At 61.1% G+C, this 14,051-nt stretch carries 11 protein-coding genes; 5 read left to right on the top strand and 6 right to left on the bottom strand.

Annotated features, from left to right (window positions below; all coding sequences use genetic code 11):
- Window positions 1-297: 297 nt before the first annotated feature.
- The 5 genes from EJ067_RS08325 to EJ067_RS08305 form a co-directional block, all read right to left on the bottom strand.
- Window positions 298-2,007, bottom strand: a complete 1,710-nt coding sequence (locus EJ067_RS08325) for an APC family permease (RefSeq protein WP_126085528.1) — start codon at window positions 2,005-2,007, stop codon at window positions 298-300.
- The gene (locus tag EJ067_RS08320) at window positions 2,004-2,555 is read right to left on the bottom strand and encodes a group II truncated hemoglobin (protein WP_126085527.1); all 552 of its coding nucleotides are present in this window, start codon (window positions 2,553-2,555) and stop codon (window positions 2,004-2,006) included. Before EJ067_RS08320 ends, EJ067_RS08325 begins: the two co-directional genes overlap by 4 nt.
- A 5-nt stretch (window positions 2,556-2,560) precedes the next feature.
- Window positions 2,561-4,933, bottom strand: coding sequence for an aminomethyltransferase family protein (locus EJ067_RS08315; protein ID WP_126085526.1), 2,373 nt, complete (start codon window positions 4,931-4,933; stop codon window positions 2,561-2,563).
- 42 nt (window positions 4,934-4,975) lie between these two features.
- Window positions 4,976-6,043: a GlxA family transcriptional regulator gene (locus EJ067_RS08310; protein WP_126085525.1), complete on the bottom strand. Its 1,068-nt coding sequence runs from the start codon at window positions 6,041-6,043 to the stop codon at window positions 4,976-4,978.
- A gap of 141 nt (window positions 6,044-6,184) precedes the next feature.
- Window positions 6,185-7,528, bottom strand: a complete 1,344-nt coding sequence (locus EJ067_RS08305; RefSeq protein ID WP_189510723.1) for an NAD(P)/FAD-dependent oxidoreductase — start codon at window positions 7,526-7,528, stop codon at window positions 6,185-6,187.
- Window positions 7,529-7,691: 163 nt separating this feature from the next.
- Between EJ067_RS08305 and EJ067_RS08300 the strand changes: the two genes are divergently transcribed.
- On the top strand, window positions 7,692-8,987 hold the full coding sequence (locus tag EJ067_RS08300) for an ABC transporter substrate-binding protein (RefSeq protein ID WP_126085523.1): 1,296 nt from the start codon (window positions 7,692-7,694) through the stop codon (window positions 8,985-8,987).
- 7 nt (window positions 8,988-8,994) lie between these two features.
- Here EJ067_RS08300 and EJ067_RS08295 read toward each other — a convergent pair whose 3' ends face one another.
- Window positions 8,995-9,924 carry an FCD domain-containing protein gene (locus tag EJ067_RS08295; RefSeq protein ID WP_210211687.1) on the bottom strand — a complete coding sequence of 310 codons (930 nt, stop codon included), beginning with the start codon at window positions 9,922-9,924 and terminating at the stop codon, window positions 8,995-8,997.
- A 96-nt stretch (window positions 9,925-10,020) separates the two neighbouring features.
- Between EJ067_RS08295 and EJ067_RS08290 the strand changes: the two genes are divergently transcribed.
- From EJ067_RS08290 to EJ067_RS08275, 4 genes are all read left to right on the top strand, one after another.
- Window positions 10,021-11,154: an aminomethyltransferase family protein gene (locus tag EJ067_RS08290; protein ID WP_126085522.1), complete on the top strand. Its 1,134-nt coding sequence runs from the start codon at window positions 10,021-10,023 to the stop codon at window positions 11,152-11,154.
- 65 nt (window positions 11,155-11,219) lie between these two features.
- Window positions 11,220-11,819, top strand: a complete 600-nt coding sequence (locus EJ067_RS08285; protein ID WP_126085521.1) for a dimethylamine monooxygenase subunit DmmA family protein — start codon at window positions 11,220-11,222, stop codon at window positions 11,817-11,819.
- On the top strand, window positions 11,816-12,781 hold the full coding sequence (locus tag EJ067_RS08280) for a PDR/VanB family oxidoreductase (RefSeq protein WP_126085520.1): 966 nt from the start codon (window positions 11,816-11,818) through the stop codon (window positions 12,779-12,781). Before EJ067_RS08285 ends, EJ067_RS08280 begins: the two co-directional genes overlap by 4 nt.
- A 16-nt stretch (window positions 12,782-12,797) precedes the next feature.
- Window positions 12,798-13,838 carry a DUF3445 domain-containing protein gene (locus tag EJ067_RS08275; protein ID WP_126085519.1) on the top strand — a complete coding sequence of 347 codons (1,041 nt, stop codon included), beginning with the start codon at window positions 12,798-12,800 and terminating at the stop codon, window positions 13,836-13,838.
- The last annotated feature ends 213 nt before the right edge of the window (window positions 13,839-14,051 follow it).

The following is a 14,051-nucleotide window of genomic DNA, read 5'->3' as shown; positions in this document are numbered from 1 at the left end:
TCTCCGCTCTTGAGAATGAAATACGGCGTCGCTTTGCCGTCGAACGTCGAAAATCAAGTTGCAAAACCCTGCAACTATTTGAGCTGAAAGTCAACTATAAGGAAAGAAAAATTCATATGAAGAAAAAAACTTTCGCCTCGTCTGCCTCGATCAGTTGGCGGGCAGCTACGCCAGGCCTTTCACGGGTCAAAGAAAAGTCACCGCCTGGCCTTGCAGGCGGTGACTAAGCAACCGCGGTTCAACGCGGCCGGGAGGAGGGGACGTTTCCCGGTTCAAAGATGATCAGGCTGTCGCCGATCACAGTACGAAGATCCGGTTGGCGATCAGCACCACGATAAGGCCAGCCGCCAGCGTCGCGTAAGGCAGAAGTCCGGCTTTCTTGGCTCTGAGATCGGTGGATTTCATGCCGAGATCGTCCAGCATGTGATCGGGGAACTTACCGCCGTCCTGAATGTAGTGCCGGAAGCAGAATACCGGGAGGATCAGTGCCGCGGTTATCAGGCCGGCCCACAGCGCCATCGGATTCCAGACCTTGGCACCGGCACCCATGAAGATGGCGTTGACATAGGCGAAGATCGCCCCGATCCCCAGTAGCCAGGTCGGCGCCTTCCAGGGCCGCTCGATATGGCCGTTGTCGATCCGGTGGATCCAGCCGGCGTTGAGGTTGAGGAAGTTGAAGATGATGTAGCCGCAGTTCGACACCGCGAGGATGAAGAAGAAGCTGGTCGCGTCGGCCGAGGCGATGGCCAGCACGATAAGGTTGAAGCAAAGGTCGGTCCACATCGCCCGGGTAGGCGCGCCGTGCTCGTTGACGTGGCTCAGATAGCGCGGCAGCCAACCGTCGACGGAGCCCTGGTAGAGCGTGCGCGAGGAGCCGGCCATCGCTGTCATGATGCAGAGCACCAGCGCCAGGATCATCAGCATCACCAGCAGGCTGTGGATCAGGTTACCGCCGCCGACCATGCTGGCCAACGCATCGGCGACGCCCGAGCCATCCACGATTGGCGTTGCCAGCATGCCGTTGAGGCCAAGCACGCCCTGGAAGGTGAAGGGCACCAGGATGAACAGAAGCATGCAGAGCAGGCCGGAATAGAAGATCGCCTTGAAGGTGTCGGTGCCGGGGTTCTTGAACTCCGAGGTGTAGCAGACCGCGGTCTCGAAGCCGTAGGTCGACCAGGCGGCGATGAACATGCCGCCGAGCGCCAGCGTCCATCCGGCGATGTTCCATGAGCCTGGATCGGGCGCGTAGGCGGCGGCCAGCGGGACCAGAGGCGAGAAATTCGCCCAGTCGATCTGGCCGGTGAAGATCGGCACCACGCCGACGATCAGCATCGGGATGATGACGAGCAGGCCGATATATTTCTGCACACTGGCGGTGCCGAGGATGCCGCGATGCTGGATGGCGAAGATGATCAGCATCAGCAGCGCGCCGATGAAGAATGTCGCGTTCAATGAGAAACTGACAGGCCCAAGCGTGTGGGTGAAGAGAGACCAACTGCGGATAGCAGGCGTTGCGGCAGCCGTCACCGCCGCGATGGCGTCGGCCGCGCTCGTGCCGGCATGGGTCCCGATGTAGGCAACCACCTGCGGAGAGGTCTCGGTGAAGACCGGAATTGGCGCCAGCGCGTTGAGGATGTAGGCGGCGGCGATGGAACAGCCGAGCGACAGCACCGGCGACCAGGCGAACCAGTTGCACCACACCGACAATGGCGCGATGAATTTCGAATAACGCAGCCAGGCGGTTGCGCCATAGACCGAGGCGCCGCCGGACTTGTTGGGAAACAGACCGGCGATTTCGGCGTATGTGAACGACTGCAGGAAACCCATGATCATGGACACGGTCCAAATCAGGAAGGCCAGCTTGCCAGTCGTTCCAGCAATGCCGCCGATCGAAAACAGAACGAGGGCGGGGACGCCGCTTGCCACCCAGAAGGCGCCTCGCCAGTCAATGCTCCTATGCAACTGCCCCGCGGCTCCCACCGCGTAAGTGTCAGATAAAGCGCTCATGGCTTTTTCCCATTGTTAGAGGTTGAGTGTTCCTGCGATCCGGCTTTCCTTTGCCGGTTATTTTGTTTCCTATCAGGCATGTTCTTTTTCATTTCAGTAAAAGACGTTGACGATCCACCATCGTCAGGCGCTTCCCACCCCCATTCCCCTAGATCGTTGACCAGCGTCAGTGCGACTCGGCGGAATGCCAGGCGCATCTTGTCTACCTGCGGGCCAGAAAGCCGCATTTCGGCGATGGCTCGATCCATCAGAGCCAGCCAGTCCTCGGCGTCGCCGGCCGAGATCGGCACATGCGCGTGCATGAGACGGACATCCATGTGCCCGTGCTTTTCCAGATAGTGACGAGGCCCGCCGAGAAAGCCGCACAGAAAGTTGAACTGTTCCTCGCGGGCATGGTCGAGGCCGTGTCCGCGAAAATGCAGTCGCAGCAACGGCTCTCCGCGAGGATCGGTCTCGATCAGGTCGTAGAAGCAGTCGACCAGACCGCGCAAAACCGTTTCGCCGCCGATCTGCGCAAGAAGAGTTTCCTTGGCTGCTACTGGTTCCATATGCGTCAGGACTGCAGACGAGTTTTCTTGGGATCATAGTGCGATAGCGGGACGATCATGGCCGGCAGACGCTTCTGGTGGCCGTCGAGCTTGCCGATCTCGACATGCGCGCCGACATCGGCATGGGCCACGTCGATGCGCGCCAACGCAATGTTCTTGCCGAGGATCGGCGAACGCGTTGACGATGTGACCTCGCCGATCTGCGCGCGCCCAAGATGGATGCAGTCGCCATGGCCGACTGCGACGGCCCCTTCGATGTCAAGCCCGACCATCTTGCGCGATGGATGCTCCTTGCGCCGGATCAGCGCGTCGCGCCCGATGAAATCATCGGCCTTGGATTTGAGCGGCACGGTGAAGCCGATGCCCGCCTCGAACGGGTCGGTCTGATCAGAGAAGTCATAGCCGGCGAAGATCAATCCGGCCTCGATCCGAACCATATCGAGGGCGGCCAGGCCCATGGGCGTCAATCCGTGTGCCGGCCCCTCGGCCCAGATAGCGTCGAAGACCTCGCCCGCGTGCCTGGGGTGGCACCAGACCTCGTAGCCCAGCTCGCCCGTGTAGCCGGTCCGCGACAGCACAACAGGTAGGCCCTGGTCATCACCGATGCGGCCAACGGCGAAACGGAACCAGCCGAGTTCGGCGACCGACGGCTGATGCGGCGGCGTCCAGATCACCTTCTTCAGCAGCTCACGGCTTTCCGGTCCTTGCACGGCAATGTTGTGCAATTGGTCGGTGGAACTGCGGACCAGGACGTTGAGGCCGAGCTTTTCCGCCTGTTCGCGCAGCCATATGCCCGAATAGTCGTCGCCGCCGACCCATCGGAAATTGTCCTGGCCGAGACGGAACAACGTGCCGTCGTCAATCATACCGCCATGCTCGTAGCACATGGCGGTGTAAACGATCTGGCCGACCGCCAGCTTCTTCACGTCACGCGTCAGCGTGTACTGGAGCAGCGCTTCCGAATCCGGTCCCGTCACCTCGAACTTGCGCAGGGCGGAAAGGTCCATCAGCACCGACTTCTGCCGGCAAGCCCAGTACTCCTCGATCGGCCCGGCTTGTGCGTAGCTGTTTGCCAGCCAGTAGCCGCGATATTCCACGAAGTTGCGGGTCAGCTTGGACAGGCGGTCGTGAAACCCGGTTTCCTTGGTCATCTTCGGCTCCGAATCGGGAGTGGCGCGGATCGCCACGGCGCGTTGGAATTTCTCTGCCCCTGAATAGGTGCGCACATGGATGTCGGTCGGATTCCAGCCATTGGCCGCCGTCGTGTCGTCAGGGCAGGCCGAGTTGACGCAGACGAGGTCGGTCAGCGCCCGCAAGAGCACGTAGTCGCCCGGCCGCGACCACGGCTCGTCGGCATACATGACGCCATGCGCGTCGACCCCGGTGTTGAAGAAGAAGTTGGCCGCCATCCAGCCGCCGCGCGGACCGACGCCGTATGAGCCGAGCGCCTTGTTGAAGTTTTCCGTGCAGTTGATATGGCCGGGATAGCCGATATCGTCGTAATATTTCGCATAGCACGCCAGCGAGAAGGCGTCGTGGCGACCGCAAGTGTCCTGCACGACCTCGACCAGCGGCAGGAAGTCCTGATCATAGTACTTCGAATGCAGGCCAGGCAGCGGATAGGCATGCCCCATCGCGCTGCGCGTGGCGGTGACGTCGAGTGCATGCTCCTTTCCGTTGTCCAATTTGCGCGCCGAGAAGCACTGGAAATCGGTGCACTGGCGTCCGTCGACATCGATGATCTGAATATAGTCCCCGGCTTTGACGAAATAGGCCTCTGCCGTCGACGAGCGCACGCGAAGGTCGAGAACCGGATCGGCAAGCGGATCTGGCAAATCCCGGGAGGTCTCACGCAAGCCCACCGTCGCGCGCCGCACAAGGACGCTCAGCGGCGTCGCAGTCTTCTGGTCGTCCGGCGTCATGTCGGTTCCCGGCGCGGCGATGACGAGCCAGCCGCCGCGCTGGACGGTCAGCTCGACTTTGGTCTTCGGTGGCGTTGTCGCTTCGAAGAAGCGAATTCCGCCCGCCGCGGCGAGGTCGATGCCACGGATCTCCAGCGCCTTGCGCAGCCGCTGCAGGCTAGGGTCCTGATTGGTCAGCAGCGCCTTCAAACCCGCAGCATCCGAGTTCGGACCATGGTCGACCATGCCGGCGTCGATGCGGCCCGACGCGTCGGCCACGACGACCTCGCAGATCTGGCCGCCCTCATCATTCGTTACGGTGATGCTGTCGCCTGCCGCAATGTCGATCAACATCGCTCCGGCGCCGCTAACGTTGTAGCGCTCGGTGCCGGCCGGCAAGGTCAATCCTGCGGGACGGATGATGCGGCTCGCCTGCGGCGGTCCACCGCGGACGGGAGGGTAGATCGTGTTCAGCATCGTTACCTCCTCGCTGAGGCTGGGGCTCAGCCGCTTCGTCGGCTACGCGGTCATCGACAACCTGTGTTGGGATACTTCGGTGCAGTTCAGTCCCAGCAGCGCCGGGTCCATCAGATCGGCGTGCCCGTCCGCACGGGCGGCCAGTCGTGTCTGATGCGGAGCGCACCCGTAGGCTTCGCGATAGACCTTGGAAAAGTGCGACGGCGAGATAAAGCCGCAGGCCACCGCAACTTCCACGACCGGCAAGTTGGTGCTCACAAGAAGCAGCTGCGCCCGCTCCAGACGCAGTTCCATGTAGTATCGGTTCGGGGAGCGCCCCAACTCTCTGTCGAAAAGCCTTTCGATCTGCCGGCGCGATATTCCGCTTAACGCGACAAGATCATCGACCGGCATAGGATCATCCAAGCTTGCCTCCATCAGGCCAATGACCTTCATCACTGCCTTGTGGTTGAGCTTGACACGAGAATGGAGGGGCAGGCGCTGTCGCTCCCCCGCGGAACGCAGTCGGTAGGCGATGGCTTTTTCGCAGACGCGGTTGACGATGACCGAGCCATGGTCACGTTCCACCAGGTTCAGGAACATGTCGAAAGGCGCGTCCCCACCCGAGCAGGTATGCAGATCTCCGTCATGTTCAAAGGCTGTCTGGGTGGATTCTATCCCCGGAAACTGCTCGCAGAACAACGGAAGCTGCTCCCAGTGAACGGCGCACCGGCGCCCGTCCGCCAATCCAGCCCGCGCCACAACGAGGGTGCCGCTGCCGATGCAAACGAGGGGGATGCGGCGCATGCGGCATTCCCTTAGCCAGGCATCGAGCTGCTTGTTAGGGCGGGGGATGGCGCTGCCGCCGCAAATCACCGCGGCAGACGTCGAGTTCGATTTTTGGGTTCTTTCGCGTTCGTCTCTCAACGTGGAGTCGATGCCGACGGTCGTTCGGCAGCTCGACATCACGGGTTGCCCGTCTTCAGATATGACTTGCCAGCTGTAGATGTTTTTCCCGATAGCTTCGTTGGCCAACCGCAGCACTTCTACCGCGCAAGAGAACGCCTGAAGCGAGAAGCCAGGCAAGAGGTAGAAACTGAACGACCTTTGCGCGGTCTGTGTAGTCAGCATCCTGGCTCCTCCTCGTTTTTGCCCTGCTCAGCGTGCTGCTGAACAGGACCCGTCTCGTCATCTGCCCGGAACTGCTCCAAACGCGGCAAGGGAAGCGAACGGTCCGCAGGGCTTCTGGAAAAGTCGCTGGGCAACGCGAGCTCAGTTGCGCAGATAACTCTGCATTGTATCGTCCAGCGCGTCTTTCCACGGCGTGTGATGCTGCGGCGCCATGGTGCCGGTCATGACCGATTTGTAGCTGTTGTTGCGGAAGCCCATGATGTCCTTGATCTTGTGCTTCTTCCATTGGAAGAATGCTTCGTCGGCACCGTCGACATCAAAGCTTGGATAGTCGGTCTCGGCGATCAGCTCCTTGATGTAGCTGCCCTGGTAGCGGATCGCGTCATAGCTGTCCTCGCCGGCATCCTCGGCCGCCACCCGCTTCTCGACATCGGCGATCAGCTCGTTCTTGGACGCAGGCAGCTTGATCCTGCCGAGGATAACGTCGCGCGCCCACCAGGCCTGCGCATCGAACATGTTGAAGGTATACCACTGGTCCTGCATGCCGAGATAGAACAGCGCCGGATTGTGGACATAGACGACACCCTTGTAGAGGTCAGCCGTGGCCAGCCTGTTCGCGGTGCGTAGCCGCAAGTCGTCCGACATGAACGGGAAATGGTGCTTGTAGCCGGTACACAGGATGATCGCGTTGACGGTCGCCGTCGAACCATCCTTGAAGGTTGCGACGTTACCCTCGACCTTGGTCAGCAGAGGTACCTCTTTCCAGTTAGCCGGCCATTTGAAGCCCATCGCCTCCGTGCGGTGGCTGACCGTGACCGACTTGCAACCGTACTTCCAGCACTGGGAACCGATATCCTCGGCCGAGTAGCTGGTGCCGATGATCAGTATGTCCTGACCGACGAATTCTCGTGCGTCGCGGAAGTCGTGAGCATGGAGGATACGGCCATTGAACGTCTCGAAGCCGGGGAATTCCGGCACGTTCGGAGTCGAGAAATGGCCCGACGCGACGATCACGTGGTCGAACTCTTCCGAGTAGGATCGGTCATGGGGAAGATCGTGCACGCGCACGCTAAACTTGCGGGTCTCGGCGCTCCAGGTCACATACCTGACAACCGTGGAAAAACGGATCCACGGGCGAACGCCGGCCTTATTCACGCGCCCTTCGATGTAGTCGAACAACACGGCCCGGGGCGGATAGGAGGCAATCTGCTTGCCGAAGTGCTCCTCGAAGGAGTAGTCGGCGAACTCGAGACCTTCCTTCGGGCCGTTGGACCACAGATAGCGATACATCGAGCCATGCACCGGCTCGCCGAATTCGTCCAGGCCCGTGCGCCAGGTGTAGTTCCACAACCCTCCCCAATTCTTCTGCTTTTCGAAGCAGACGATTTCGGGAATCTCGGCGCCCTTCTGCGCTGCGGACGCAAAGGCGCGCAACTGAGCCAAGCCGGACGGGCCGGCACCGATGACGGCAATCCGTTTCTTCATCATGATTCTCCCATTGGTCTGAACCGGTTTTTGCGAGATTGGTTCTTTTGGTTCAAACCAGTTATGATCGAAACGACAAGCTTGTCAACTAATATTCATGGAAGGAAAATGAATTTGCGCCGGAATTGGCCTCGGTCTATGAACGGTCGGTGAGGAGCGCGCCATGAACGCCGCCAGCCTAGTGCAACGACTTGCAGTGAACGCCCAGGTCAAACGGCTGGGCGTCGGCGCACATCGAGTGGTTAAAGTAGGCTTTCTCGGGCCGCTCAGCGGGCCTGTCAGCTCTTGGGGGCTGCCGGGATTGAACGGCTGCCGCATCTGGGTGGACTGGATCAATCGCACCGGCGGAATGCTCATCGGCGGGACGCGGCACAACGTCCAACTGCTGGCCGAGGACTGCGGCTATGAACCCGATCGGGCAGCGGTAGGGGCTCGGCGCCTCGTGCAGGATCACGGGGTAGGGCTGCTGATGATGCACGGAGGCGATACGTTCCGTCCGGTCCAGGACTATCTCATGTCGCGCAAGATCCTGACCTCGACGCTGCTGCCGAGCGATCTTTCGCCCGACACGCCGTATCTGATCGCGCCCAGCGAGATCCACCCCCTCTACAACGTCACGGCAGTCGAATGGCTTGCACGCAACCGCCCCGACCTGAGGCGCGTGGCGATGTGCAGCCAGACGGATGCGCTGGGTCTGCCTTCGCTGGCTACCTATCGCGCCGCCTTTGCGGCCGAGGGGATCGCGTCGGTGGGCGAGGTCCGCTACGCGCCGGAGGCCACGAACGCCGACGAAATTCTGCGCGCAATGCTGGTCGGCAATCCCGACATTTTGTGTTGGTGCACGAGCTATGAGCCAATGGTTCACGCGCTGACCGAGGCCGCTTTCCGGGCGGGATTTCGGGGGCAGATCATTTCTTGCACTGCCGACTATTATCGGCGGCTGGTCGACCGGACATCGGTGGATTTCATGGAGGGCTTTCTGTTCCAGTTCCCGGACTTCGACGATCCGGAGCTTCGCGACAAGGCCTTCTTCTTCAATCGTCCAGCCGCGTTCTTCGCGGAGTACAACCGGCGTTTCCCGGACAGCTGGAGCGCGGTTTCCTGGGAATACGTTGCCACGCTCGACCTTTGGCATGCGGCGGTCGAGAAAGCTGGAACGGCAGCGCCTGTCTCCGTTCTCGCAGCGATGAAGCATGGCGGGCTCGGCGAACATGCGTTCGGGATGGCGCAATGGGCGGGCTCGGAACTGTTCGGGAATGACAACGCCCTGATCGGCGACTGGCCGGTCGTGCGCATTACGGATGGCCAGGCGCGTATTGTAGCCTTTGGGTCGGTCCCGGCTTGGCTGCAAAGGCACGGCGCGCGGTTGCGCGACGAAATGCGCGCGCTTGGGCTGATGTGGGATCAGCGCCATTCCAGCGCCTCCGGAGAGCTGCGCATCGCTGCCGGATCGGACTGACCGAGGCTCAGTCTTCCTGCAGAAGCAGCTTCTGTTCCTCGATCAATAGCAACTTGGTGAATTCGACCGCGCTCTCGATATCCCGGGCGATGATCGCGTTGAGCAGCGTGTTGTAGCGGCGCTGGTAGTCCTGTATTCGCCTGGGCGTCAGATGCCGCCGGTTGAGGGCGGCACGGAAGCTCTGGCGGCGAGCCTGGAGCAACAGATCGTAGCATGACGTCAGCAGCGGATTTCCCGCGCCGCGGGCTACCTGACGGTGGAATTCATCCTCGAGCCGGGCGAACTCCGCCGCTTCGGTTTGAACCCCTTCCATGGCGGACAAGGTCTCGCTCAGTCCCTCGATGGCGCGCGGCGACATGTTGATGATGGCGAGCCTCATCATGTCGGGTTCGATTATTCCGCGCATCACCAGGAGGTCGAGCGGGCTCGTCTCGGCGGCGACACCTCCGGTCGCGTCATCCGGGGCCGCCTGACCCTTCACGAAGCTGCCGCTCCCGGCACGCCGGCGTATGAAGCCATGTTTCTCGAGTATGTCCAGCGCTTCGCGAACCGTGTTCCGGGCGACGCCAAGTTCACTGGCCAATGTCCGCTCCGAGGGCAGCCGCTCGTCGGTGGTGTATCGCTGAGAGCTTATTCGCGCCAGCAGCGTGTCCACCACGACACGAACCGTGGCGGTGATTGAATGATCCGCGATTAGTGCCAAGGCAGCCTCATGTTTCGATGACATCGGCGACGTTCCTTTCGACATCCGAAAGTTCGCATCCATTTGCGATGGTTCTGGGTGGCCGCGCAAGCCACGGCCGATGACCGCGCCCTTCTGGCGGTCGGCTGATTCTGATCGCCAATCTGGCGTTTCGCCGTCTGTTTCGCGCGAGTGTCTCGCTTTCCATTTCGGTTGGCCTTCGGCTCTTCCTGGCCGCGATGTTCGATTGGTCATTTTTGCTCTCAGGTAAAAAATTTTAACGGGAGTATTGATTTCAAGAACCAGTTCTCGCAAACTGGTTCAATAATTGGTATAAAAAAGGGGAATGCAATGACCAATTCCTGGAGATTTTCGACGCTCGCCGATCGCCATCGCGCGCTTGGTTCGAAGCTTGAAGACTGGAGCGGCATGGGCACCGCCTGGCAGTATGCGGGCGATCCGGAGCGCGAATATCTGGCGATCCGCACCAAGGCCGGCCTCATGGACGTTTCCGGCTTGAAGAAGGTGCACCTGAACGGCCCTGCGGCCAGCCACATCATCGACCGCGCCACGACCCGCAACGCCGAAAAGATCATGCCCGGCCGTTCGGTCTACGCGACAATGCTGAACGACGCCGGCAAGTTCATCGACGACTGCGTCATCTACCGCATGGGGCCGAACAGCTGGATGGTCGTGCACGGCTCCGGCGGCGCCCATGAGCAGCTCACGATGGCGGCTACCGGGCGTGACGTCGCCATCCGCTTCGACGACAATCTCCACGACCTGTCGCTGCAGGGCCCGCTTGCCGTCGACTACCTGCAGAAGCATGTGGAAGGCATCCGGAACCTGAACTACTTCAGCCATATGCACACCTCGCTCTTCGGTCTGCCGGTGACGATTTCGCGCACCGGCTACACGGGCGAGCGCGGCTACGAGATCTTCTGTCGTGGCCAGGACGCTCCCGCGATCTGGGACCGGATCCTGGAGGAGGGCGCGGGCATGGGCATTATCCCCTGCCGGTTCACAACGCTCGATCTGCTGCGGGCCGAAAGCTATCTGTTGTTCTTCCCATACGACAATTCGGAAAAATATCCGTTCGAGAACGAGGGTCCCGGCGACACGCTGTGGGAACTCGGGCTCGACTTCACCGTCTCTCCCGGCAAGGTGGGTTTCCGCGGCGCCGAGGAACATTATCGGCTGAAGGGCAAGGAGCGCTTCAAGATCTATGGCGTCAAGCTCGAAGGCACGACGCCGGCCGAGGAAGGCGCGCCGTTGCTGAAGGACGGCAAAAAGGTCGGCGTGGTGACGATCGGCATGTACTCCGGTCTCAACAGGCACAATATCGGCATTGCCCGCATGCCGGTTGATTGCGCGGTCGACGGAGTGAAGATGACCGTTCGCAATTCGACCGGCGAAATTTCCTGCGTCGCCCATTCGATGCCGTTCTTCGATGCGGAAAAGAAGCGTCGCACCGCCAAGGGATAAGTCGCGGTGAGACATCGCAAACAGGGTGCAAGCCCGAACCAAAACGGAGCCGAGGGTCAAAGTCAGTGTTAGAAGGCTCGATTCCAAGCCGCCCCGTCTATGGCGTGCTGGAGGTGCGGCCAGGGCGGCTGCATCTGATGGTCGCCGATGCCGAAGGTGCGGAGGCTATTCTCGATTTGGCCGCCGCCGCGCCCCCCGGTTTCTTCGGCGCGACTCATATCATCTATGCCCCCAAGAAATCTGGAGACAAGTTCGTCCCAAGGCTGAAGGAACTTGCCCCTGCCCAACTCTATGTCGGGCCGAGCTACGAAGCCGCGCTTCCGCGGCTAAGGCGGGTGCTGGCCGGGGCGCATATGGGCCTCCAGGTCTATCTGGCGGGAACTGAAGGGCTGGTGGGACAGGCGATGTTCGAGGCCACGGAGGCCGGCATCCCGCATTCCGCCATCCAGACGGAGCATCGCGGCTCGACCGCGCGCCGTGTGCAGTGCGTGCATTGCAAGGGTATCACCGAAGACGTGACACACGATCCTTTCCAATGCGCCCATTGCGGGCTGCATCTGTTCGTGCGCGATCACTATTCGCGTCGCATAGCGGCCTTTCAGGGCGTGCGCGTCGACGCGGAAGATCCCGGCAATATTCCGGAATCGGTGGAGCGGTTCAGATGAGTGCAGGAGCCGCGAAAATACCCGTGAGGGTGGCTGAGGTCACGCCGGTCAACGAGCTCGTCACCCGGTTCAGGTTCGTGCGCCGTGACGGCGGCCTGATGCCTACGTTCTCGGGCGGCGCGCATACGGTCGTGGAAATGAACGACCAGGATCGCGTGCGCCGCAATCCCTACTCGATCATGAGCGATCCGGCCGACCGGGAGGGCTATTCGATCTCGATCCGTCGCGACGACAATGGCAGAGGCGGTTCGTTGTTCATGCATCGGCAGGTGAGGCCGGGGATGGAAATGGTCATCTCCAATCCGGTCAATCTCTTCGCACTGGATTTGCGGGCGCGAAAGCACCTGTTGCTTGCCGGAGGCATCGGCATCACGCCGTTCCTGGCGCAGATCAGGCAACTAAGCGCCATGAACGGCAACTTCGAACTGCACTACTCCGTGCGGACAGCGTCCCTTGGCTCCTACGCCGACGAGCTTGTGGCCAACTATCGTCCGCGGGTTCATCTTTACCACGACGACCGACGCGAGCTGATCGACCTGCCGGCATTGCTCGACGGGCAGCCGCTCGGCACCCATGTCTATGTCTGCGGCCCCAAGGGCATGATCGACTGGGTGCGCAAGACCGCGGCGGCGCTCGGATGGCCGCGCGAGGCGGTCCATCATGAGGAGTTCCTTGCGCCGGCCTCAGGCAAGCCCTTCGAGGTCATGCTGGCGCGCTCGGACAAGATGATCCGGGTCGGCGAGCATCAAAGCCTGCTCGAAGCGATCGAAGCGGCCGGTGTCGAGGCGCCATATCTGTGCCGCGGGGGAGCCTGCGGTCAGTGCGAGACCGATGTCCTCCAGTATGAGGGAACGTTCCTGCACAAGGACCATTGGCTGACGCCCACGCAATGTGCCAGCGGCACCAAGATCATGCCTTGCGTATCACGCTTCGAAGGCAAAACGCTGGTGTTGGATCGATAGCGAGGAGGACGCTGCGATGACTATCATCTTCAAGGAAGAAACCTTCCACGACGATTTCACCTTCCGCAACTCGCCGGAGGCGGTCAAGCGCTTCCCTTTCCCGTTCCCCGAGGACAGCTACATGTACTCGGTGAACCTGGAGCCGCATAAATCATACCGCCCGGGCAGCGTCTACGAGCGGACTTTCGACGTCGATGAGCACTACGTCTCGGAGATGCGCGACCGTGCCCGCGTCCTTGCCGAAGACCCGTTGCGCTGCCAGTCGCTGCCGCACATGACCTTGGCCGGCTGGGATCTGCTCGAGCTGATCATGACCTCGAAGGCGGGAGAGTATCCAGAGCTTTTCGAACTGCGCCGCGACGGCGCCAAATGGCACTGGATCAACTGCCCACTGGGCATCGAGCAGAAGTTCACTTTCCTTGATGAGACCACATTGCCCTGTGGTCCGATGGAGTACGTCACGCGGCAGACCCAGGGCGACTTTGCGGTGCTCGACCAACGCGACGACAACCTGTGGATGGACGCCGGCATGGTGACGACACAGGCCGACTGGAGCCTTGATTTCGACATTGGCATGAACTTCTTCGAATGGCACGCCCCGGTGCCGAAGGCGCACGAGATGGGGATCTTCCAGCGCGCTTTGAAGTTCCTCCTGAACGTGCAGCAGGGCTCGCCGGCGCGCCGTCTGAACTGGACGATGACGGTCAATCCGCTGCTCGATACAAGCCCCGAAAACTATCACAAATGGGGCGTGATGAAGAAAGACCTGACGCTGGAGAACATGGGGCAAATGATGCATTTGCGCGTCGAGCTTCAGACCTTCTTCCGTCTCCCTCGCTCGAATGCCCTGGTGTTTCCCATCCGCTGCTATCTCATCAAGCTCGACGAACTGGTGACGGTGCCGAAATGGGCCAGGCGCTTCCATCGCGTTATCCGCGATCTGCCGACCGAGCTTGCGACCTACAAGGGCTTTGTCACCAATCGCCCCAAGATCGTGGAATGGCTGTCCCGATATGACGACGGCGCTCCGACGTCGCCGGGCATTTGGCCGGACTGAGCGAGCCGTGTCCACTGGCGGCGCCAGGGGCATGAGAGTGATTGCCCGGTCGCGAAGCAGGCACGCCGCCGCGTGACGACCGCAGGCACCCAGGCTTCTGGTTGTCCTCATGGATGCTTAGAGCAATTCCAGGAAAGTGTGTAACGGTTTTCCGTCCGGAATTGCGCAAAAACAAATACTTAGAGCGGTTCGGCGATTCTATGAATCGCTGAA

Source organism: Mesorhizobium sp. M1D.F.Ca.ET.043.01.1.1, from assembly GCF_003952385.1.
GTDB lineage: Bacteria > Pseudomonadota > Alphaproteobacteria > Rhizobiales > Rhizobiaceae > Mesorhizobium.
This window is presented reverse-complemented; position numbering and strand designations above follow the sequence as displayed.